We start from the raw sequence: 23047 nt of genomic DNA on the forward strand, positions 1-23047 counted from the left end.
TTTGCCGGTTCGCCAGATGACGGGGAGGGGCCGATGACCGATGGCAGTGTGATGGAGGCCGAAAGCCCGCTCCGCTGGCGGGATCTGGTCGCGCGCGGCAACCGTGGCGGAGAGGTGTTGCCGGCGATGGTGCCGCCGCTCGATCCCGACGACATCGTTCTGCGCGGCCGCTTCCGCATGGAGATGCTGCGCAGCGGCCTGTCTCTGCATGCCACCGACGCGGTCGATCTGCGCGACATGACGACGGCGGCGGCGGCCGGGGCCGGGCTGACGGTGGCGCTGTTCCTGCGGGGCGAGGTCGACATCTCGCTGGGCGAGCGCCGCTATGTCCTGTCCGCCGCGCGGGAGCCGGTTCTGTTCCTGCTGTCCCGCACCGAGGAGGACCGGTTCCAGCGCCATGCGATGCGCGGCAACTGGGTGCGCAAGATCACGCTCGGCCTGCCGCCGGACTGGCTGGACGGTGCCGGCGGCGATGGCGGCGCGCTGGCCGGTCGGACGGCGGGGGAGGGGAGTCTGCGGCGCTTCTGCCGGACGCATGGCGCCAGCATGATGCTGCGGCCGACGGCGCGGCAGGTGGCGCTGGCGGAACGGCTGACCGGACCCATCGCCTGCCCGCCGATGCTGGAAAGCCTTTATCTGGAAAGCCACGCGCTGGAGATCGTCGCCGAAGCGCTGGGCATGGTCGACATGCCCGCCGCCCACCCCTTGAGCAGCCGGGACAGTGCCCGCCTGCGCATCGCCTGCGAGTTTCTGGAAAGCCGCGACCCGGACGACGACGCGCCGTTGCGGCTGGAGGAGGTCGCCCGCCATGCCGGGATGAGCGTCAGCACGCTGCACCGGCTGTTCCGTGCCGGCCATGGCATGTCGGTGTTCGAGTATGAGCGGTCCCGGCGGATGGAACGGGCGCGGACGGCGCTGGAGTGCGAGGGCGTCAGCGTGACGGAGGCGGCCTATCTCGCCGGCTATTCCAGCCCGGCCAACTTCGCCACCGCCTTCAAGCGGCGCTTCGGCCGCTGCCCGCGGGAAGCGCGGGCAACCCGCATCGCCCTGCCGCCGGCTGCAGTTAGAGGCTGAATCACGGAGCGGTTCGCTATCCGCAGAAGTTGCTTTCGAAATAGAAAATGGGCGGACCCGCGGTGAAGCGGATCCGCCCGAGGCAAGGAGACTGAAAGCCGGCGCCCGAACGTGCCTGCAAAGGCGCCGGCGTTCCGGCGGCCCGGTTGCGCAGAACTGCGCGACCGGGCCGTCCGAACCGAGCGTCTCCTATTCCTGTGACACCATTACCCCGCAATCAGGCCGCGCAGCTGTCGATTTGCGACGGCCAGCATGGCGAGATCGACCGCCGGCTGGGCGCGCAGTTCGGCCAGCAACTGCTCGACGCGCTCCACCACGAGGCTGCGGCTGGCGATCCAGCCATCGACCGCCGCGGATTCGGCGCCTTCGCTCTCCAGCACGCGGATGGTCAGTGCGCTCTGGTGGGCGAACAGGTCGTCGATGATCGCGGCGACCGCCTGACGCTGCCAGTGGTTGTCCACCTTGGCGCCACTGGCGCGGTCGCGCAGCCATTCCAGGCCGAAGCGGCGGCCCAGCCCGAAATAGACCGAGGCGACGCCTTCCACCGCACGGCCGGTGCGCTCGGCGATCCGCACCAGATCCGGGGCGGCGGCCAGCACCGGCAAGGCGGCGACCCGGCGGGCCAGATCCTCGGGCACGCCCTGGGCGGTGGCGTCGGCGACGCGGGCGGCGAGGCGGGAGGATTCCTCGGCGTCGAGGAAATGGTCCAGCCCGGCGGCCAGACTTTCCACCCCCGGACGGAAGGCGGCGGACTCCCGGCCCAGATCCAGCGGATGCGGGCTGTGCGCCAGGAACCAGGCCACCGCGCGTTCCAGCAGATGGATGGTCTCCAGCATCAGCGTGGTCTGCAGGGCGGCCGGAACGAGGTTGTCCAGGCCGTCGATGGCATCCCACAGCGGGCGCAGCTGGAACACGTCGCGGGTGATGGCATAGGCGCGGGCGACGTCCGCCGGGCCGAGACCGGTCTTCTCCACCATGTCGCGGACGAAGGTGGGGCCGACGCGGTTGACCAGGCTGTTGGTGACGGCGGAGGCGATGATCTCGCGGCGCAGGCGGTGGCGGAAGATCGCCTCGCGATGGCCGTCGCGCAGCGGCTGCGGGAAGTAGCGCAGCAGGTCGTCCACCGTGGCCGGATCGTCCGGCAGCTCGGAGGCCAGCAGATCGTCGTAGAGCGTGATCTTGGCGTAGGCCAGCAGCACCGCCAGCTCCGGCCGGGTCAGGCCGCGGCGTTCGGCCATGCGCTGGGCCAGCTCCTCGTCGGTCGGCAGATACTCGATGGCGCGGTTCAGCCGTCCGCTGCGCTCCAGGTTGCGGATGAAGCGGGACTGCGCCTCCAGCAGGGCGGCGCCTTGCGCCTCGGCGACGGTCAGGGCGCCGGTCTGCCGGTAATTGTCGGCCAGCACCAGAGCCGCCACCTCGTCGGTCATCGCCGACAGCAGAGTGTCGCGCTGCTTCAGCGTCATGTCGCCCCGCGCCATGACGTCGCCCAGCAGGATCTTGATGTTCACTTCATGGTCGGAGGTGTCGACGCCGGCCGAATTGTCGATGGCGTCGGTGTTCAGCCGCACGCCCTTGCCGTCGCGTCCCTTCTGGGCGGCCTCGATGCGGCCGCGCTGGGTGACGCCCAGATTGGCGCCTTCGCCGACCACCTTGGCCCGGATCTGGCCGCCGTCGACGCGCAGCGCGTCGTTGGCCTTGTCGCCGGCCTCGGCATTGGTTTCGCTCGACGCCTTGATGTAGGTGCCGATGCCGCCGAACCACAGCAGATCGACTGGGGCCGTCAGCAGGCGGCGCATCAGCTCGGCCGGTGACAGATGGCTCTGCTCGATGCCGAAGCAGGCGCGGACCTCCGCCGTCAGCTCCACCGTCTTGGCGCTGCGCTCCACGATCATCGCGCCCTGCGACAGCTTGGAGCGGTCGTAGTCGGCCCAGGAGGAGCGGGGCAGGGCGAACAGCCGGTTGCGCTCCTCCCAGCTGGTTGCCGCGTCGGGATCGGGGTCGAGGAAGATGTGGCGGTGGTCGAAGGCGGCCAGCAGGCGGATGTGTTTCGACAGCAGCATGCCGTTGCCGAACACGTCGCCCGACATGTCGCCGACGCCGACCACGGTGAAGTCGGTGGTCTGGATGTCTGTGCCCATCTCGCGGAAATGGCGCTTCACCGATTCCCAGGCGCCGCGGGCGGTGATGCCCATCACCTTGTGGTCGTAGCCGGCCGAACCGCCCGAGGCGAAGGCGTCGCCCAGCCAGAAGCCATGGTCGACCGACACCCCGTTGGCGATGTCGGAGAAGGTGGCCGTGCCCTTGTCGGCGGCGACCACCAGATAGGGATCGTCGGCATCGTGGCGCACGACATCCTTCGGCGGCACCACCGAGCCGTCGGCGGCGAGATTGTCGGTGACGTCCAGCAGGCCGCGCATCAGCGTCTTGTAGCACTCGATGCCTTCGGCCAGAGCCGCCTCGCGGCCGGCGCTGGGAGCCGGCGGACGCTTGACGACGAAGCCGCCCTTGGATCCCACCGGCACGATGACGGTGTTCTTCACCATCTGGGCCTTCATCAGCCCCAGGATCTCGGTGCGGAAATCCTCACGCCGGTCGGACCAGCGGATGCCGCCGCGGGCAACCTTGCCGCCGCGCAGATGGACGCCTTCCATGCGCGGGCTGTAGACGAAGACCTCCACCCACGGACGCGGCAGCGGCAGCTCCTCGATGGAGCCGCTGTCCAGCTTGAAGGACAGGTGCGGCTTCGCCGTGCCGTCGGCGGCGGTCTGGTAGGCGTTGGTGCGCAGCGTGGCGCGGATCAGGTTGGCGAAGCGGCGCAGGATGCGGTCGTCGTCCAGGTTGGTGACGGCGTCCAGCGCGTCTTCGATCTGCTCCAGGACCGGCGCCTCGTCGGCGCGGTTGGCCGGGTCGAAGCGGCTGGCGAAGAGGCGGGCCAGCAGGCGGGCGATCTGCGGATGGCCGGCCAGCGTCGCTTCGATGGTGTCCTGGGCGTAGGCGAAGCGGGCCTGCTTCAGATACTTGGCATAGGCGCGCAGGACCACGACCTCGCGGCCCGCCAGGCCGGCGCGCAGGATCAGCCGGTTGAAGCCGTCATCCTCGATCCGGCCGTCCCAGACGTCGGCGAAGGCCTCCTGGAAGGTCTGCTTGACCTTGACGCAATCCACCGGCTGGCCGGTCTGGGTGCGGGCGGTGAAATCGTGGATCCACACCGAGGGCACCGAAGCGCCGCCGCCGGCCGGGCGAACCTCGTAGGGCTGCTCGGTGATGACCTTCAGGTCCATGTGCTCCAGCATCGGCAGCACGTCGGACAGCGGCACCGGCCGGCCCTGGTGGTAGATCTTGACGTGCAGCTCGTCGCCATCCGCCTCCAGCGGGTGGAACAGCACGATGCCCAGGCGCTGTTCGGCCAGCACCCGTTCGATGCGGTCGATGTCGTGGACGGCGGCTTCGGCGGTGAAGGTCTCGCGGTAGCCGGCGGGGAAGGCGTCGGCATAGCGGCGCAGGCGGGCGTTGCCGGTCTCCTCGCCATGCGCCTCGACCAGCGCGTCGCGCATGCGGTCGGCCCAGCCGCGGGAAACCTGGACCAGCCGCGCCTCGATCTCGCTGATATCGGCGGCGGGGATCCTGCCCGGCTCCGTCTTCACCATCAGGTGCAGGCGGGCGAGCGCGCTGTCCGACAGCTGGGTGAAGTAGGAGCTGCAGGTGCCATGGAAGGCGGTTTCCAGCACGCCCTGGATCTTGCGGCGGAGCGCCGTGTCGTAGCGGTCGCGCGGCACGAAGACCAGCGCCGAGACGAAGCGTTCGAAGGGATCGCGGCGGACGAACAGGGCGAGCCGCTGGCGTTCCTGCAGGTGCAGGATGCCGACCGCCGTCTCGAACAGCTCGTCGGCCGGGGTCTGGAACAGCTCGTCGCGCGGATAGGTCTCCAGGATGTTCAGCAGCGCCTTGCCGTCATGGCCCGACGGATCGAAGCCGGCGCGGCCCATGACGCGGGCGACCTTGCGGCGCAGGAACGGGATCTCGCGCGGGCTGCGGTTGTAGGCGACGGAGGTGAACAGGCCGACCGCCAGCGTGACGCCGGCCACCTTGCCCTGGTCGTCGAAACGCTTGACCAGGATGGCGTCGAGCGGAACCGAGCGGTGGACGGTGGCCTGCCGGGTGCCCTTGGTCACCAGCAGGGCGCGCGGCTGGTGCAGGAAGGCGCGGATTTCCTCCGGCAGGACGGCGGCATGGCCATGCTCGTCGAAGACGGTGATCTCCGGGTCGCGCAGCACGCCGAGACCGCTGCCCTCGACCAGCTCCAGCCAGGGCTCGCGCCCGTCGCCGCCGATGGTGGCGATGTATTGGCGGCTGCCCAGCAGGGTCATGTTGCCGTCGTCGATCCAGCTCAGGAAGTCGGCGGCTTCCTTGGATTCCTCGGTGTCGGGGGCGTGGGCGATGTCGTCGCGGGCGCTGCGCACCCGTTCGCGCATCGGGTTCCAATCCTCCACCGCGGCGCGGACGTCGGCCAGCACCCGCTCGATGCCCTCGCGCAGACGGGCCTGGGCGGCCGGATCCGACAGCGGGTCGATGGAGCAGTGCATGAAGGATTCGTCGCGTGCGCCGTCCTTCTCTTCACCGGCTTCCAGCAGCTCGGCGATGCGGCCCTCGGCGTCGCGGACGACGCGGGTGACGGGATGGATGATCAGGTGGACGGTGACGCCCTGCCGGTTCAGTTCCGCCGTGACGGAATCGACCAGGAAGGGCATGTCGTCGTTGACGATCTCCACCACCGAGCGCTCGGACTGCCAGCCATGCTCGTCCAGCCGCGGCGCATAGACCCTGACCTTGGGCTTGCCGGGCGTGCGCTGCTGCGCCCATTGCCACATCGCCAGAGCCGCGCCGTAAAGCTGTTCCGGCGTGCCGCGCAGCAGGTCGTCGGGGGGCACGTTGGCGTAGAAGCGCGTCACGAAGCGCTCCGCCCGCGCGTTCGGAACCCGGCTGCGCACCAGCTCGGCCAGCTGTTGCCGCAAGTCGCCCGCCAGATCCTTCGTCGCCGTCCGCATGATGGTTGATGTCTCCTCTCGGGTTTTCTTTGGATTGGTAGTACCAAACCCACCCCGACAATTCGACGGCAAATAAACGGCAGGACTTCTGACCAAGCGGCGTTTTGCACTCCTTTCGGGTTATTTCTCCAAAGATTCGGACAATCCAGTGACAGAGTCGCCGAATCTATCCATAGCCCGTTCACATCCCCGCCGCCGCCCTCCCGCCGCCGCCACTGCGGCAAAGACGCACTGTGCCCGTCCGCCGCACCTGCCGGTGGTCGCGACGGGGGCGCGGGGGTGGGAAAGCCGAATCGATTCGGGCGGATCGGCCTTTCCGCGGCAACCCGGCGGCAGGCCTGGAATCTGACGGGGGAAGAAGGTCAGCAATGCTGACGGAATGGCGGTTCCGATCGCCGCCGGCAGGATGTGCGGCCTGTCGCGGGAGGGGATGAGGAAACACAACCCCTCTTTTCATTGCAGCTAACCATCAATATACCAGGGAAGCGCAACAAACTGGCTGAAAATTGTTGGCGACTATAAAGACAACATTTTTTCATCTGGTCATATCACCGCTCCCAACCGATTATTACGCGAAACCCTAAGAAAGCAATATTACCCAAGCAAAAATTTTTTTTAACTAAAGTGTGCCAAGGCTGAGATTTGCTGTCAGGAAGCGCCTGATGATCGGACGGGAAGCATGGCCACAACCTGAAGGCGACATATCTCGATATCGGTTAAGTCACTGATACAAATCGGAGGAGTCACCAATAGAAGAGAGTGTTCCCCGGTCCGGCGTCCCGGCCCGATGGGTGACGATCCAGCCCGTGCCGGCGGCGGCGATGGCGCCACCGGGCATCCGAACAAAAATCCGAGCCTTGCCACCCGCGGCACGCCGTCCGGACCTGGGCCATACGCGGAAATCCAAAATATAACAAAGATTTGAAGGCCAATTCGGCGATTGCGCGAAACACGACTCCGAACGCGATTTGTGAACGCGACGAATTGATCATAGTCTTTTTCCAACGCGACCAATCATTCGCGTTCTGGGCGAGCCCCCCTGGCGGGGCTCCGGATTTCGGATTGGACACCCCCATGACCACGACACTGACCACCGCCCCGCTGGCGCCGCTGCTGGATCGCCTGTTCGCGGAAGCCGACGCGGCGACCAGCCCGGCCCTGGCCGGCATCCCGCGCGCGGAGCGCGAGCAGCTGATGCACAGCAGGACCGAGTATCTGACGCTTTACGGCCTCTTGAAGGATCTCTGGCTGCCGGTTTCGCGGAAAACCGGCGTGCTGCTCTACAGCCTGGCGCGCAGCATGAACGCCCGCGGCATCGTCGAGTTCGGCACCTCCTTCGGCATCTCCACCCTGCATCTCGCCGCGGCCCTGCGAGACAATGGCGGCGGCCGTCTGATCGGTAGCGAGTTCGAGCCGTCCAAGGTGGCTCGGGCGCGCCGGCATCTGGCCGAAGGCGGCTTGGCCGATCTGGTGGAGATCCGCGAAGGCGATGCGGTGAAGACGCTGGCCGGCGATCTTCCCGAACCCGTCGACCTGCTGCTGCTGGATGGGGCGAAGGCCCTGTACGGCGACATCCTGGCGCTGGTGGAGCCGCGGCTGCGGCCGGGCGCCCTGATCGTCGCGGACAATGCGGATCACAGCCCGGACTATCTGGCGCGGGTGCGGTCGCCGGGTGGCGGATACCTGTCCGTGCCGTTCGGCGGGGATGTGGAACTGTCGATGCGTCTCGGCTGACCTCGCCGATCCGCCGCCATGTGCCCCTGACGGCACTGCAAACAGAGACGAGACCCATGACCGATAACCATGTCCGATCGGCGCCGACGATGGCGCCGGCGCCGGGGACGGGCGCGCCTCCGTCCGTCAATGTCTTCCTGACGCTGCTTCCCTTGACGCTGTCCGTGTTCATCGCCTTCTTCAGCATCGGCATGCAGATGCCGGTTCTGCCGCTGCATCTGCATGAGACGCTCGGCATGGGAACGCTGGTGGTGGGGCTGGTGGTCGGCGCGCAATTCGTCGCGGCGCTGCTGTCCCGCTCCTGGGCCGGCAATTTCGCCGATATGCGCGGGCCGAAACGCGCCGTGACCGCCGGCTTTCTCATCGCCGCCGTCTCCGGCCTCGTCTATCTGGCGTCTCTGGCCTTCGTCGAGCGGCCGGAAACGTCGGTGTGGATCCTGCTGGTGGGCCGGGTGCTGCTGGCGCTGGGTGAGAGCCTGATCGTCACCGGCGCGTTGGGCTGGTCCGTCGGCCTCGTCGGGCCGCTCAATGCGGGCAAGGTGATGGTCTGGATCGGCATCGCCATCTTCGGCGCCTATGCGCTGGGGGCGCCCGCCGGCGTCGTGCTGAATGCCCGATGGGGCTTCACCGGCATCGCCGCGGCCTCGGCCCTGGTTCCGCTGCTGGGGATGGCCGTGATCGCGGGCATCCGCGGGGTCGCTCCGACGGCGGTCCGCAAGACGCCGTTTTACAAGATATTGGGCGCCGTGTGGCAACCCGGCCTGGGATTGGCGCTGTCCAGCGTCGGCTTCGGCCTGATCACCGCCTTCATCGCCTTGCTGTTCGCCGCCCGCAACTGGGGCGGCGCATCCTTCGCCTTCACGGCGTTCGGCGCCGCCTTCATCGCCGCGCGGATGGTCTTCGGACATCTGCCGGACAGGATCGGCGGCGCGAAGGTCGCGGTGGCCAGCGTCGCCGTCGAGGCGCTCGGCCAATTGCTGATCTGGGGAGCCGACGCATCTCCGATCGCCTATCTCGGTGCGGCCCTGACCGGGTTCGGCTATTCGCTGGCCTTTCCGGGGTTCGGCGTCGAAGCGGTGCGGCGCGCCCCGCCGCAAACCCGCAGCCTGGCGATGGGCGCCTATGTGGCCTTCCTCGACATCGCCCTGGCAGTGACGGGGCCGCTGGCCGGCGCACTGGCCGGCGCGTGGGGGATCGGTTCCATCTATCTGGCCGGTGCCGCCGCCGCAGGGCTGTCCATGATCGTTGCGCTGAAACTGCTCGTCGGTGCGCCGCCGAAAGGTGGCAGGCATGTTTGACGGTCCGAAGCCGACGCGCCGACGCGCCGGCTGAACAGGTCCTTGCGCCGCCGTCCGAAAAACACGATCAATCGGCCGCTTGTCCCCTTCGTTCCGCAAAGCCGCCATGAGTCAGCGCCGAACCGCCAAGATCTCCCTGAAAAAGCAACCGCAGCAAGCCCGGTCGACGGAACTCGTCGCGACGATCCTGGATGCCGCCGTTCAGGTTCTGGCAAAGGAGGGAGCGAACCGCTTCACGACGGCCCGCGTGGCCGAGAAGGCCGGGGTGAGCGTCGGCTCCCTCTATCAATACTTCCCCAACAAGGCGGCCATTCTGTTTCGCCTTCAATGCGACGAGTGGCGACAGACGACGGAAATGCTGCGGACGATCCTGCAGGACGGCGGCGAAGCGCCGGACGATCGACTGCGGACGCTCGTTCACGTCTTCTTGCGGTCGGAATGCGAGGAGGCCGCGGTCCGCATCGCACTCGACGATGCCGCTCCCCTCTACCGGGATGCGCCCGAAGCATTGGAGGCAAAGGCGGCTGCAGATCGCGTCTTTTCCGCGTTCATCGCGGAATACCTTCCCGGATTGACCGATGAGAAACGCAAAGTCGCCGCTGATCTGATCATTGCGACCTTGACGTCCGTCGGCAAGCAATTCTCCGAGACTCCGCGCATTGCCTCCGAGGTCGATGCCTATGCGGATGCGATGGCCGACATGTTCAGCAGCTATCTCGCGGCCCTCATTCGGCAGCCTGCCGGAGATCCCGGCCCCGGCCCCGGCCCCGGCAGGGCCGTCGCATAGGAAGACCCTGTTCCGTTCCAGGGAAGCCGGTCATCCCCGCCTGCGCGGGAGCACCGGCAAGCGTTCGAGCGGTCCGACCGCGCAGGGCCGCTCGAAGGACACCGAGCGGTCCGCGGCGGCGGCCCCGGCCTGACGGAGGACATCGTCCGCTTCGGCCTGGGCGTGACGCAGATGCTCGCGGATGAGGTCCTCGGGCTGGTGATAGCGCGACATGCTGCGCATGAACGGCTCGGCGACCAGCGCCAGGGCGGTCGAATGAGCGTCGAAATGCTCGGCCAGTCCAATGCCACCGTCAGGCGCGTCTGGGATGCGGGCGGCCGAGGGGCAAGCCGGGCCGCGCCGGCTTCTTCGCCGGCAACCATCAACCGAAGACTGCGGGCAGGCCGATTTTTACATCGGATGACTGTCTGTGGAGAAGCACAGCGGCCAGGATCCCTGCGTCTTGCCATTGGTCAATCAGAATGACCCTTGACTTGCAAACGACAATCGTTATCATTTGTAAAATGAGTTCATCGTGTTACAAGCATCCATCTCCATGGTCGATCTGGAAGACAGCATCGATACAGGGCGGCAAGAGGGTAGAGTTCATGTGTTGAGACGATATGTTTGACCGTGCAACTCCTTCTTTTTGACCTTTCTGTTGCTCGCAATTGCAATTCCGATTGCGGGACCATCGCCTTTGATGCTGCTCGCCGCGGCGATTGGCATGTGCAGCGTTACCGAGACATGCGCCACCCCATTGCCGCCCCGCCATAAGACAATCCCGCGATCCGCAATGGCATGACCGTGCCGCCGCCGGAAAAGCGTCCTTTCGCCTTTTTCCGACCGGCAGGCATCGCCGCCCCGCATCGCGGCCAACGGACCGCCAACGGCGCCCCGCAATGACAAACCGGTTTGGAACTCTCCCAATGACCTTCGTCAAATCACTCCTGACCGCCGCCGGCCTGTTCGCAGCGGCCGGCCTCGCCGCGACGCCGTCCTCGGCCGGCAAGACGAGCTATCCGCTGACAATCGAGAATTGCGGTGCTCAGGTCACGGTGCAGAAGGCGCCGCAGCGGGCGGTCGGCCTCGGCCAGAACAGCGCCGAAATCCTTCTGCTGCTCGGGTTGCAGGACCGGATGGTCGGCACCGCCTTCTGGCCCAGCAAGGTCATGCCGCAGTTGGAGGAGGCCAATGCGAAGGTCAAGCTGCTGACCGTCGAGTTCCCCACCTTCGAATCGATCCTGGTCGAAAACCCGGATTTCGTCGCGGCGGCGCTGCCCGTCCTGCTCGGTCCGAACAGCAAGGTGGCCAAGCGCGGGGATTTCGAAAAGGTCGGCGTCCCGGCCTACCTGTCGCCCAGCACCTGCCTCGACACCAAGAACGCCAAGGATGTGTATGGCAGCCGTGCGCAGCTGTGGAGCACGGATCAGCTCTATCAGGAGATCGACGAGCTGTCCCGGATCTTCGACGTCGCCGATCGCGGCCAGGCGCTGATCGCCGATTTCAAGGCGCGCGAGGCGGCCATCCGCGCCAGCGTCCCGAAGGACGGCCGGAAGCTCTCCTATCTCTTCTGGTTCTCCAGCCCCTCGCCGTCCGCCGACGCCTATCTCGGCGGCAAGAACGGCGCGTCGGGCTTCATCGCCGACCTGCTGGGCGGCACCAACGCCATCACATCGGAGGCCGAATGGCCGACGCTGGGCTGGGAGGGCATCATCGCCGCCAATCCGGACGTCATCGTCGTGGCCAGCCTCGACCGCAACCGGTGGGAGCTCGACCGGACCGATGCCAAGATCAAGTTCCTGACCACCGATCCGGCCGTCAGCCAGATGCCCGCGGTCAAGAACAAGGCCATCGTCGTCATGGACGGCCAGGCGATGAATCCCACCATCCGCACCCTCTACGGTGCCGAGCAGGTGGCCGGGCAACTGAAAGCCCTCGGGCTGCTGAAGTGACGGGCATGGGGCAGTCGTTCGGGCGGCTGACCGTGATGGGGGGCATGCTTCTCGCCTCCCTGGCGGCCATCGCCCTGGTCATCGCGGTCAGCGTGGGCATCGGCGACCTGCCGATCCCGCTCTCCACGACCTTCCACGCCGTGACCAACCGGCTGGGCTGGACCTCGGTCGAGCTGAGCCGCATCCACGAGACCGTGATCTGGGACTACCGGCTCAGCCGGGCGCTGGTCGCGGCCTTCTGCGGTGCCGGCCTCGCGCTGTCGGGGGCGATCATGCAGTCGCTGCTGCGCAACCCGCTCGCCGAGCCCTATGTGCTGGGCATTTCCGCCGGCGCATCCACCGGCGCCGTCGCCATCGTCATCCTCGGCGTCGGGGCCGGCGCGGTCTCGCTGTCGATGGGGGCCTTCGCCGGTGCCTTCGCCGCCTTCCTGTTCGTGGCATTGCTGTCGAACGGCACGCGCGGCGGCGCCGACCGCACGATCCTGGCCGGCGTCGCCGCCTCCCAGCTGTTCAACGCCGCCACGTCCTACATCGTCACGACGTCCGGCAATGCGCAGCAGGCGCGCGATGTCATGTTCTGGCTGCTCGGCAGCTTCAGCGGCGCGCGCTGGCCGGAGTTCATGCTGGTCTCCATCGTGGTGAGCGGCGGCCTCGTGGCCTGCCTGCTCTCCGCCCGCATCCTCGATGCCTTCGCCTTCGGCGATGAGTCCGCCGCGGCGCTGGGCGTCGATGTCGGGCGGACGCGGATCCTGCTGTTCGCGCTGACCGCGCTGATGACGGCGACCATCGTCAGCATGGTCGGCTCCATCGGCTTCGTCGGCCTCGTTGTGCCGCATGCCGCCCGCTTCCTGGTCGGTCCGATGCACATCCGGCTGCTGCCGGCCTGCGCCATCGCGGGCGCCATCTTCATGGTGGCGGCGGACATCGCGTCGCGCGTCCTGATCCCGCAGCAGGTCCTGCCGGTCGGCGTCGTCACGGCGCTGGTCGGCGTGCCCTTCTTCTCGGTCATCCTCTACCGCTTCCAGCGTGCGTCATGAGCTTCAAGACCGAACGTCTCACTTGGGGAATTGGCGGCAAGACCGTGCTCGACGCGGTTTCGCTGGAGGCCCGGCCGGGCGAGATGCTGGGGCTGCTCGGGCCGAACGGGTCGGGCAAGACCTCGCTTTTGCGCCTGCTCGCCGGGCTGAAGCAGCCGCAATCCGGCCGGGTCCTGCTCGACCGGACCGACCTGCGGACCATTCCGCGCCGGGCCGTCGCGCAGCGCGTCGCCTTCGTCGAGCAGCATGCGACGACGAACGCCAACCTGAAGGTCGTCGATGTGGTGAAACTCGGCCGCTTTCCCCACCGCTCGCTGTTCTCGGGCTGGTCGCGGGCGGACGAGGAGGCGGTGGACGGCGCGCTGGAAAAGGCCGGGATGACGGCGAAGCGCAACGACTTCTGGCACAGCCTGTCGGGCGGCGAGAAGCAGCGCGCGCACATCGCCAGGGCGCTGGCGCAGACGCCGAAGGAACTGATCCTGGATGAGCCGACCAACCATCTCGACATCCAGCACCAGATCGCGCTGCTGAAGCTCGTCTCCGAGCTTGCGGTCACCAGCATCACCGCCCTGCACGATCTCAACCACGCGGCCATGTTCTGCGACCGGCTGGTGGTGCTGAAACAGGGCCGGATCGTTGCGACCGGAACGCCGGGCGAGGTGCTGACCGAGGAGTTGCTGAGGACCGTCTTCTCGGTCGAAGCCCGCGTGGAGGTCTCCCCCCATCACGCGCGGCCCCACATCCATTACCTCCGCTGATCCCCATCGGGAAACGAACATACCTGCGGACGGTCATCCCGGCGCGGAAACGCCGCGTCCGGGATGGGGGCCGCCGTCTTTTTCTGAAACCGCCGTCATGGAGTCAAAAGCTGTGAATCGTTATCTGCTGGCAGGCTGCGCCGCCGTCACCCTCGCGGCCGCTGCCGGTGCCGCCAATGCCCAGGCCAAGTTCGACGTGAAGGTCAGCGGCGACGCCTATTTCGAAGCCGGCTATGTGAGCCAGGACCTGGACGCCAACACCCGGTCGACCGAGTTCCGCAACCGCCTGCGCCTGAACATCATCCCGACCGCCAAGGCCGACAACGGCCTNAGCAATGCCCGCAACACGGACGCCGACCGTGCCTTCATCTTCGCGCAGGGCTCCTTCGGCATGGTGCGCGCCGGCGTCGCCAACTCCTTCAGCGACGAGACCTATGTCTCCGCGCCGTCCGACTATGTGTCGGCCTTCGTCGAGCAGCCCGTCTTCTGGGTCGGCCCCAACAACACCATCAACGGCACGACGACCGGCTCGCTGGCGTTCGGCGCGGCTCAGACCACCCGCAACACCATCGTCTATCCGGCCCTGGCCGTCGACGCCAACTCGACGAAGATCGTCTATTTCTCGCCGCGCCTTGCCGGCCTGCAGCTGGGCGGCAGCTACACCCCGCGCAACGACAGCAGCAACACCGACGTCAACCGGTCGCAGTTCACGGCGGACAGCTCGGCCAACATCATGGGAACCGGCATCTTCGAGAACATCTGGGAGGTCGGCGCCAACTACAGCAACAGCTTCGGCGGTGTCTCGGTCAAGGCCAGCGCCGGCTACATGGGCGGCAGCGCGGTCGCCGGCACTTCGGGGATCGCCTACAACGACCTGACCAGCTGGCAGGCCGGCCTCATGATCGGCTATGCCGGCTTCTCCGTCGGCGGCAGCTACACCGATTTCAACCGGTCGGGTGAACGCCAGTCCTTCTCCGCCACCGCCGGCCGGCCGGCCACCGAAGCGCAGCGCAACTGGACGGCCGGCGTCCAATACAGCTCCGGGCCTCTCGCCGTCGGCGCCAACTACAAGTTCGGCGCCGATGCCGGGCGCACCGACACGCCGGGCAGCCGCCACATCAACGTCTATGAGATCGGCGTCGGCTACACCGTCGCTCCGGGTCTGACCCTGCAGGCCCAGTACGACTATGTCGACACCAAGGGCGAGGTCAGCACGCTGGACGACAAGGCCAACGTCATCCTGGCGCGCTCCATCCTGGCGTTCTGACACCAGGGTTGCGCGTAGCGCCCATGGGCTTGGGTGGCGACGGCCTGACGGCCTCGCCCCCCAAGCCGATGGCCTTCACCGCATCCCCACGGGAACAGTCCGCACCGGAGCCGGCCCGTCGCTCCCCTCGCCCAGCGGGCGCTCCATCAGCACGCCGTCCAGCCAGCGGCCGAACTTGTATCCCACCGCCGGCAGCACCCCGACCGGACGGAAGCCGCAGGCGGCATGCAGGCCGATGGAGCCGTGGTTGGCGCTGTCGCCGATCGCCGCGATCATCCGGCGGTATCCCGCCGCCGCACACATCTCGATCAGCGGCACCATCAACGCCCGGCCGATGCCGCGCCGGCCCATGCCGTCGGCGACATAGACGGAATTCTCCAGTGTGAAGCGGTAGGCGCTGCGGGTGCGGTAGGGCCCGGCATAGGCGTAGCCGGCGAGCCGCCCCTCGCACTCCGCCACCAGATAGGGCAGGCCGCGGCCGAGGATGTCGGCGCGGCGGCGCGCCATTTCCGCCTCGTCCGGCGGAACCTCCTCGAACGACGCGGTGCCGTGCAGGACATGGCGGGCATAGAGCGCGGCGATGGCGGGGATGTCGGCGTCGGTGGACGCCCGCACGGCGATGGCAGGCCCATTGTGGGAAGGCATGAGGATCAACTCCGGTGAGGACGGTCGGCGGGAAGAAGAAGGGCGCAGACGGTCGCCAACCCGCCGCCGACGCCGAGAAGCGCGAAACCCCAGCCCCAGGGGGTGCCACCCATCTGGCCCGCCATGCCGCCCGTCTGGTCCAGCACCAGCCCGACCGCCAGCGGCGCGGCGCCCCCGGCGCCGAAGCCGAGGATGGAGCGCACGGCCAGCGCCGCCCCCAGGCTGCCGGGCTCGACCGACTCGGTCATCGCCGTGGACAGCACGGGGGAGTCGCCCAGCGCCGAGAAGCCGTAGAGGGCGGCCACCGCCAGCACCAGGATCAGCGGCATCCCGTCCATCCAGCCGATGGTGAAGGAACAGGCCGCGCCCAGCAGCCCCATCGCCACCAGAACGGCCCGCCGGCCCAGCCGGTCCGACGCCCGCCCCATCAGCAGCGACGACAGGAAGCCGGAGAGATGGATGGCCGCGGCGATCCACAGACCGCGCATACCGGCTCCGCCCGAGTTGGCGAGGCTGGCCGTCAGGAAGGCCGGAAGCCAGGCCCACATGCCCAGCAGCTCCCAGCAATGGGTGGTGTAGCCGGCGGTCAGCAGGAAGGAGCGGCGGTCGGCCAGGAAGCGGAAGGCGCCGCGCAGCCGCCGCGCCCCCCCGCCGGCGACCAGATTGGCGCGCCCGCGCAGCCCCGGCGTGGCGAGCAGGGCCGCCAGCAGCGGCCCCAGCCCGCAGGCGATGAAGGCGGCCTCGTAGCCGAACCGCTCAGCCAGCCATGCTGCGACCGCGATGGAGGCGAAATAGCCCAGCGACCCCGCCGCCAGCAGCCAGCCGACCGCCGCCCCCCGCCGGGCGGCCGGCACGCCCTGCGCCACCAGCATGATGGAAGGGGCGTAGGTTCCGCCCTGGGTCAGCCCCATCAGCGCGAACAGCGGCAGCCCGCTTTCCGGCGAGCGGGCGAAGAAGGCGAAGGCGAGTCCGGTCAGCGCCGTCGCCCAGCTCGCCCACAGGAAGACGCGCTTGGCGCCCAGGCTGTCGGCGAACCAGGAGGACCCCACCAGCGACAGGGCATAGCCGATGTTGAAGGCGGTCTGGATCGATCCGGCTTCCCCCGCCGACATGCCCCAGGCCTGCATCGCCGGCACCAGCGCGCCGGCATAGACCATGAAGGACAAGGAGGTGGCGAAGCGGCTGGCGCACAGCAGCACGAGCCATGTGGAGGGAGGGGCCGGAGAGGGACCAGGGGAGGGGGCCGGGGAGGGAAAAGCGGCGTTCGTCATGGCCCCACCGTCGCGGACCGTCGTCGAAAAGGCAAATTTATTGATTTGATCGGAATCATAAGGAATGCTGGGGGTATGCGCGGCCTGAACCTCGACCAGCTCATCACCTTCGCCACCGTCGTCGAACATGGCGGCTTCACCGAGGCGGCCAGCCGGCTCGGCCTGACCCAGCCGGCGGTCAGCATGCAGATCCGCAACCTGGAGGAGCGGTTCGGCGTGCGGCTGGTGGAGCGGGTCGGCAAGCGCGCCCTGCCCACCGCTGCCGGCCGCGACCTGCTGCCCTTCATCCGCCGCATCCGCGACGAGGTGGAGGCGGCATCCACCGCCATGGGGCGGCACCGCGCCGGACAGGCGGGGCGCGTGCGCATCGGCACCGGGGCGACGGCCTGCATCTACCGCCTGCCGCCGATCCTGACCGCGCTCCGCGCCGCCCATCCGGGACTGGAGATCATCGTCGTCACCGGCAACACGCCCGACATCCTGGATGCGGTGGAGGCCGGGGCGCTGGACCTCGCGCTGGTCACGCTGCCGGCCGTCCGCGCCGGCCTGTCCATCGAACCGGTGTGCAGCGAGGACCTGGTCTGCGTCGGCCCGATGGCCGCGGATGGGGAGCCGGCGGCGCCGGAGGGCATCGCTCCGGCGGCGCTGGCGGACGGGGCGCTGATCCTCTACGAGCGCGGCGGCACCATGCGGGCGGTGATCGACGGCTGGTTCATGGCCGGCGGCGTGCAGCCGCGCCCGTCGATGGAACTCGGCAATGTCGAGGCGATCAAGAATCTCGTCGCCGCCGGGCTTGGCCGGTCGATCCTGCCGTCGGTCACCGTCCAGGGACCGGGCGACCGCAACCGCTTTGCCGTGCGACCTTTGGCTCCGCCGCTGATCCGCACCCTGGGGTTGGTGTTGCGGCGTGACAAAGTGCCGGATTCCGGCGTGCGGGCGATGGTGAGGGCGATTGCGGATATGCGGTATTCATAAATATAAAATTGCTTATTGTTGGTGCTCCACAGTCCTATTTCCTTTGGAGGGTTTACAGATGCTTTCGGTCTTGCACACTCTCTATTATTGAGAATTTCGGTTTTCTTGAGCGCCGATGATCAAGCCGCCACCTGTCCCGGATGAGCCCGCGACCAGCCGGATGGGTGGCGGAGCGGACGCCGATGCCCAGCCGAACGCTTCCCTGAACACTCAGCCGACCGTCGAACCGGCCACCGCTTCCGATCCGCAGCTGGTGGCGCGGCTGGAAGAGCTGGAGCAGGAGAATGCGCGGCTGCGGGGCGCCCTTGCCGCCGCCTGCACCGGCTGCGACGACCTGCTGACGGTCACCGCGCTGAACCAGGATCTGCGGACCGCCTTCGACGCCCTGGAGCGCAGCCGAGCCGCCCATGCCGACAGCGAAAGGCGGCTGCGCGCCATCCTGGACAGTGCCGTCGGCCATGCCATCCTGACCCTGGCGCCGGACGGCAGGGTGACAAGCTGGAATCCCGGTTCCGTCCGCATCCTGGGCTGGACGGAGGAAGAGGCGCAAGGCCGGCCGGTCGCCTTTCTCTTCCCGCCGGAGGATGTCGTGGCCGGCGTGCCCGACGCGCTGAGGCTGCGGGCGCTGGCCGAAGGGCGCATCCAGGAGGAACGCGCCTTCCGCCGCCGCGACGGCGCCACGGTCTGGGGGGCGCTGACCATCCTGCCGCTGCAGGGCGACGAGGAAGGCTATCTGTGGATCCTGCACGACAGGTCCGACGAGTGGCGGATGGAAGAGGCCATCGCCGACGCGCGCAAGCGGGCCAGCGACATCCTGGACAGCATCGACGAGGCGCTGGTGGCGCTCGACCGGGAATACCGGGTGATCTACCAGAACCGGCGGGCCGAGCAGCTCGACCATCAGCCGCTGCCGGCGATCCGCGGCCGCCGCCTGTGGGAGGTCTGGCCCCAGCTCGCCGGCTCCGACCTCGAGGCGCTGTGCCGCAAAACGATGACGGAACGGGTGCCGACCAGCATGGAAAAGCGGCTGGACGGCGAGGACACCACGCTGTGGCTGGAGATCCGCTTCCTGCCGACGGCGGAGGGGGTCGGCTGCTTCTTCCGCGACATCACCATGCGCAAGCGCGCCGAGGAGGAGGCGCGCGCCTCGCACGAGCGGACCGTCACCATTCTGGAGAGCATCAGCGACGCCTTCTATGCCGTCGATCACGACTGGCGCTTCACCTACATCAACCGCAAGGCGGAGCAGCTGTGGGGCCGGTGCCGCGACACCCTGCTGGGCCGCCGCATCTGGGACGCTTTCCCCAAGGTGCTGGGCAGCGAAGCGTTCGAAGCGCAGAAGCAGGCGGTGCGCGAAGGGCGCGAGATGACCGTCGAGGTGAAGTCGCCCGTCCTCGGCGACTGGGTGGAGATCAGCATCTATCCCAGCCCCGACGGGCTGTCGGTCTATTTCCGCGACATCACCGCCCGCCGGCGGGCGCAGCAGGAGCTGATGCAGGCGAAGGAGTCGGCGGAGGCGGCCGACCAGGCCAAGGGCAAGTTCCTGGCCGCCGCCAGCCACGACCTGCGCCAGCCGCTGCAGGCGCTGCTGCTGTTCGTCGACGTGCTGAAGCCCCATGTGCAGGGCAGCCAGGGCGTCAATGCGCTGATGCATCTCGGCCGCGGGCTGGATGCGCTGAAGGAGCTGCTCGACAGCCTGCTGGACATGTCGCGGCTCGATGCCGGGGTGGTGCAGCCGAACATCGAGACCGTGCCGATGGTCCCGCTGTTCGACCACATCGCCGCCTCCTACCGGCCGGTCGCGGCGGCCAAGGGGCTGGAGCTTCATGTCCTGTCCTGCAATGCCGCCGCGCGCACCGACCGCACGCTGTTGACCCGGATGGTGCGCAATCTGGTGGAGAATGCGCTGCGCTACACCGAGAGCGGCCGGATCGACATCGAATGCCGGCAGGCCGGCGGCCGCCTGCTGATCGAGGTGCGCGACACCGGCATCGGCATCCCGCCCGACCATCTGGAACGCATCTGGGAGGAGTTCCATCAGGTCGGCAACCAGGAACGCGACCGCAACCGGGGCCTGGGCCTCGGCCTTGCCATCGTGCGGCGGCTGTCGCAGCTGCTGAACCATCCCGTCGACGTCCGGTCGAAACCGGGGCAGGGGACCAGCTTCGTCATCGCCCTGCCGCTGGGCCGGGCCATCGAGGGTCCGCCAGGGCCCGCGGAGGCGGCGACCACCGGCCACGGCCGCTTCGCCGTGGTGGTGGATGACGACGCCATCGTGCTGCTGGGTCTGGAGACGATCTTCCGCGAATGGGGCTATGAGGTGCTGGTCGCCGGCTCCGCCGAAAAGGCGGTGGAGGCGCTGCGCCGCAGCGGCCGCCGTCCCGATCTGGTCGTCGCCGACTACCGACTGCGCGAGGGCCGCTTCGGGACGGAGGCGGTCGCCGGCATCCGCGCGCTGTTCGAAGAGGCGGGCGGCCCGCCGGTCCCCGGACTGATCCTGACCGGCGAGACCGGCCCGGAATGCGAACGCGACGCCGCCGCCCACGGGCTGGGGATCATCCACAAGCCGGTGACGCCGCGCCAGCTCAGCCACGCGCTGGGCGACCTGCTGGGGCTGAGGTGATCCTGGACATCGGGCCTGCGTTCATTACCCCGGCTTCGTGAGGAAGGCGGTCAGCTTCTTCTCGGCGGCCGTCACATGGTCGATCACGATGGCGCAGGCCGCATCGGCGTCGCCGCTCCGGCAGGCGGCGAGCAGGGCGTAATGGTCGTCCTGGGAACGTGACTGGTAGCCGAGCGCCACGAACTGGAAGCGCAAATAGCGGTCGGCGGCGGCCAGATGCTGCTCCACCAGCGCCAGCAGGCGCGGCCGGCCGGCGCGGGCGTAGAGCGTCATGTGGAAGCGGCGGTTCAGCTCCCCCATCCGCCCCGGATCGGCCTCCCCGTCCATCTCCGCCAGCAGCTCGGCCGCCAGGGCCAGATCCTCCGCCGTCAGCTTCGGCAGCGACAGGCGCAGCGCCGCCGGTTCCAAGGCGGTGCGGATGGTGCCGATGTCGGCCGAATCCTCGGCGGAGATCGCCGCCACCACGGCGCCCCGGTGGGGGTGGAACTCCACCAGCGCACGCGCCTCCAGCTGGCGCAGCGCCTCGCGCACCGGCATGCGGCTGACGCCGAAGGCGGCGGCCAGCTCCTCCTGCCGCAACGGCGCGCCGGCAGGCAGCGTGCCGCCCAGGATCGCCTCGCGCATCGCCGCCTCGACGAATTCGGTCGCCGTCCGGAAGCGCGGGCGGTTGCGGGCGATCACCGCGGTCAGGTCGGGGATGGGCGGTTCCGGAGTGTGGGGCATGCAGGGGGTCCCGCGGTCTTGAGAGGGGAGCGGCCGGGCAAGAAAACCACTTGCGCGGATATTGGATCCAATCTAACGATTTCCGTCTCCCCTGTCACGCATCGGAAAGGACCGGACATGCCCGGCTCGCCTCCTGCCCAGTCCGCTCTCCCGTCTGCCGCCCCATCCGCAGCCGCTCCGCGGACGGTTGCGGCCGCGCCCCCGTCCGGACTGTCGCTGCAGGCGCTCGCCACCGGACTGCTGGTGGCGCTGGTCGGCTATGCCGGTTCGGTCGCGGTGGTGATCCGGGGGCTATCGGCGGTCGGGGCGGACACGGCGCAGATCGCATCCGGTCTGGTGGCCGTCGGACTCTCCATGGGCCTGTCGGCGGTCTGGCTGGCCTGGAGGCAGCGCCAGCCGATCAGCATCGCCTGGACCACGCCCGGCATGGCGCTGCTGGCGGCGACCGGACCGGTGGCCGGCGGCTTTCCCGCGGCGGTCGGCGCCTTTCTGACGGTGGCGGTGCTGGTCATGGCGACGGGGCTGTGGACGCCGCTCGGCCGCTGCATCGCGGCAATCCCGAAGCCGCTGGCCAATGCCATGCTCGCCGGCCTGCTGCTCAAGCTGTGCCTGGCGCCCCTGCTGGCGATCGGAGCGGCGCCGGGGCTGGGGCTGCTGGTCGTGGCGACCTGGGCGGTGGTCGGCCGGTTCGCCCGCTTCTACGCCGTGCCGGCGGCGGTCGCCGTGGCGCTGGCGGCGATGGCGCTGGGCTCGCCGTTGTCGGGTGCGCTGCCTTCCGATCCCTGGCCGTCGCTGGTGGCGGTGACGCCGGTCTTCACCTGGGAGGCGCTGATCGGGCTGGCCCTGCCGCTGTTCGTCGTCACCATGGCGTCGCAGAACATTCCCGGTCTGACGGTGCTGGCGACCTTCGGCTACAGCCCGCGGGTGGCGCCGGCCTTCCTGACGACCGGCCTCGCGTCGGCCCTGACGGCGCCGTTCGGGGCGCCGACGGTCAATCTGGCGGCGATCACCGCGGCGATGTGCGCCGGCCCCGATGCCGACCCGCGGCCCGAGCGGCGCTGGCAGGCCGCCGTCGCCGGGGGTGTCGGCTATGTCCTGTTGGCCGCGGCCGCGGCGGTCACCGCCGCGCTGGTCACCCGGTCCTCACCCATCCTGATCGAGGCGGTCGCCGGTCTGGCCCTGATCGGCGCCTTCGGCGGTTCGCTGATGGGCGCCCTGCAAGCCGAGGAGGAGCGCCTCCCGGCGCTGGTCACGCTGCTGACCACGGCGTCGGGACTGTCCTTCTTCGGGATCGGCTCGGCCTTCTGGGGACTGCTGTTCGGCGGGGCGATGCATCTGCTGCACCGGTGGCGCCCCGCCGGAGCGTGAGGCGTCAGCCCTGTTCGATCAGGTCGGCGCAGGCCTCGACCGCGGCGGCGGCGTAGGGCCGGATGCGCGGCGGGATCTGGGACGGGTTGATGCCCGGCCCGAGGATGCCGACGCCGACCGGCTTCATGAACTGAAGCTGGAGGTCGATCAGGCTGGAGATGACGGCATGGCCCATGACGTTGCCATGCTCCGTCTCGCCCCGCTCGATGATGCCCAGCGCCACCGCGCCGGCGACGTCGTCGCGCATCAGCAGGCGCTTGATCGCCAGCGGCTTCTCCATCGAGCCGGGAACCCAAACCTCCGCGACGATGCCGAGGCCGCGGCGGGCGGCGACCGTGCGCGCCTCGTCCAGCATCTCCTCCACTTCCCGGCGGTGGAACCGTCCGAGCACGATGCCGATGTTGCTCACCCTCTGTCTCTCCCCTGATTGGCGGCCTGAAATCTGGCGGTCTGAACCAGCGCCCAAACTGTCGCGTCGCCGCGCAAAGCGCAAGGGCCGTAACCTGTT

At 68.7% G+C, this 23047-nt stretch carries 17 protein-coding genes and 1 pseudogene; 12 read left to right on the forward strand and 6 right to left on the reverse strand.

The features are described 5' to 3' along the window. The first annotated feature begins 33 nt into the window (after positions 1-33). The gene (locus A6A40_RS19520; RefSeq protein ID WP_108547558.1) at positions 34-1074 is read left to right on the forward strand and encodes a helix-turn-helix transcriptional regulator; all 1041 of its coding nucleotides are present in this window, start codon (positions 34-36) and stop codon (positions 1072-1074) included. Between the two features lie 206 nt (positions 1075-1280). Here A6A40_RS19520 and A6A40_RS19525 read toward each other — a convergent pair whose 3' ends face one another. After that, positions 1281-6119, reverse strand: coding sequence for an NAD-glutamate dehydrogenase (locus A6A40_RS19525; protein WP_108547559.1), 4839 nt, complete (start codon positions 6117-6119; stop codon positions 1281-1283). A gap of 1074 nt (positions 6120-7193) precedes the next feature. Between A6A40_RS19525 and A6A40_RS19530 the strand changes: the two genes are divergently transcribed. The 3 genes from A6A40_RS19530 to A6A40_RS19540 all read left to right on the forward strand — a co-directional run bounded on the left by A6A40_RS19530 (position 7194) and on the right by A6A40_RS19540 (position 9938). Beyond that, positions 7194-7853, forward strand: a complete 660-nt coding sequence (locus A6A40_RS19530) for an O-methyltransferase (protein ID WP_108547560.1) — start codon at positions 7194-7196, stop codon at positions 7851-7853. A gap of 56 nt (positions 7854-7909) precedes the next feature. After that, on the forward strand, positions 7910-9151 hold the full coding sequence (locus A6A40_RS19535; protein WP_108547561.1) for an arabinose transporter: 1242 nt from the start codon (positions 7910-7912) through the stop codon (positions 9149-9151). Positions 9152-9257: 106 nt separating this feature from the next. Continuing rightward, positions 9258-9938, forward strand: a complete 681-nt coding sequence (locus tag A6A40_RS19540) for a TetR/AcrR family transcriptional regulator (protein WP_108547562.1) — start codon at positions 9258-9260, stop codon at positions 9936-9938. A gap of 30 nt (positions 9939-9968) precedes the next feature. On the opposite strand, the gene A6A40_RS19545 is transcribed toward A6A40_RS19540, so the two are convergent. Next, a complete protein-coding gene (locus A6A40_RS19545; protein WP_108547563.1) occupies positions 9969-10160 on the reverse strand; it encodes a hypothetical protein in 192 nt (63 codons plus the stop codon). A gap of 686 nt (positions 10161-10846) precedes the next feature. On the opposite strand from A6A40_RS19545, the gene A6A40_RS19550 reads away from it, so the two are divergent. The 5 genes and pseudogenes from A6A40_RS19550 to A6A40_RS19565 form a co-directional block, all read left to right on the forward strand. Further along, entirely contained in the window at positions 10847-11872 is a 1026-nt protein-coding gene (locus A6A40_RS19550) for an ABC transporter substrate-binding protein (protein ID WP_108547564.1), read from the forward strand. Between the two features lie 5 nt (positions 11873-11877). Next, positions 11878-12909 carry a FecCD family ABC transporter permease gene (locus tag A6A40_RS19555; protein ID WP_418208619.1) on the forward strand — a complete coding sequence of 344 codons (1032 nt, stop codon included), beginning with the start codon at positions 11878-11880 and terminating at the stop codon, positions 12907-12909. Next, a complete protein-coding gene (locus A6A40_RS19560) occupies positions 12906-13667 on the forward strand; it encodes an ABC transporter ATP-binding protein (RefSeq protein ID WP_108547566.1) in 762 nt (253 codons plus the stop codon). The genes A6A40_RS19555 and A6A40_RS19560 overlap by 4 nt, the downstream gene beginning before the upstream one ends. Before the next feature lie 97 nt (positions 13668-13764). Continuing rightward, positions 13765-13997, forward strand: a 233-nt coding sequence (locus tag A6A40_RS31530; protein ID WP_236783903.1) for a porin, incomplete at its 3' end; no start/stop codon positions are given. A gap of 1 nt (position 13998) precedes the next feature. Then, a pseudogene (locus A6A40_RS19565) lies at positions 13999-14934 on the forward strand (porin); the annotation flags it as partial. Between the two features lie 75 nt (positions 14935-15009). On the opposite strand, the gene A6A40_RS19570 reads toward A6A40_RS19565, so the two are convergent. Continuing rightward, positions 15010-15579 (reverse strand): GNAT family N-acetyltransferase, encoded by a 570-nt coding sequence (locus A6A40_RS19570; protein ID WP_108547567.1) that lies wholly within the window; start codon positions 15577-15579, stop codon positions 15010-15012. A gap of 5 nt (positions 15580-15584) precedes the next feature. Continuing rightward, positions 15585-16850, reverse strand: coding sequence for an MFS transporter (locus A6A40_RS19575; protein ID WP_236783904.1), 1266 nt, complete (start codon positions 16848-16850; stop codon positions 15585-15587). A gap of 75 nt (positions 16851-16925) precedes the next feature. Here A6A40_RS19575 and A6A40_RS19580 point away from each other — a divergent pair, with 75 nt between their 5' ends. Further along, a complete protein-coding gene (locus A6A40_RS19580; RefSeq protein WP_108547569.1) occupies positions 16926-17825 on the forward strand; it encodes a LysR family transcriptional regulator in 900 nt (299 codons plus the stop codon). Positions 17826-17985: 160 nt separating this feature from the next. Continuing rightward, on the forward strand, positions 17986-20448 hold the full coding sequence (locus A6A40_RS19585) for a PAS domain-containing hybrid sensor histidine kinase/response regulator (protein ID WP_108547570.1): 2463 nt from the start codon (positions 17986-17988) through the stop codon (positions 20446-20448). A 24-nt stretch (positions 20449-20472) separates the two neighbouring features. Here the strand turns inward: A6A40_RS19585 and A6A40_RS19590 are convergent, their stop codons facing one another. Beyond that, complete coding sequence (locus tag A6A40_RS19590) at positions 20473-21171, reverse strand: GntR family transcriptional regulator (protein WP_108547571.1); 699 nt, start codon at positions 21169-21171, stop codon at positions 20473-20475. A 117-nt stretch (positions 21172-21288) separates the two neighbouring features. Between A6A40_RS19590 and A6A40_RS19595 the strand changes: the two genes are divergently transcribed. After that, positions 21289-22539, forward strand: coding sequence for a benzoate/H(+) symporter BenE family transporter (locus tag A6A40_RS19595; RefSeq protein ID WP_108547572.1), 1251 nt, complete (start codon positions 21289-21291; stop codon positions 22537-22539). A 4-nt stretch (positions 22540-22543) separates the two neighbouring features. Here A6A40_RS19595 and A6A40_RS19600 read toward each other — a convergent pair whose 3' ends face one another. Further along, positions 22544-22948: a 6,7-dimethyl-8-ribityllumazine synthase gene (locus A6A40_RS19600; RefSeq protein ID WP_108547573.1), complete on the reverse strand. Its 405-nt coding sequence runs from the start codon at positions 22946-22948 to the stop codon at positions 22544-22546. Positions 22949-23047 lie beyond the last annotated feature (99 nt).

It is taken from the genome of Azospirillum humicireducens (assembly GCF_001639105.2).
GTDB lineage: Bacteria > Pseudomonadota > Alphaproteobacteria > Azospirillales > Azospirillaceae > Azospirillum > Azospirillum humicireducens.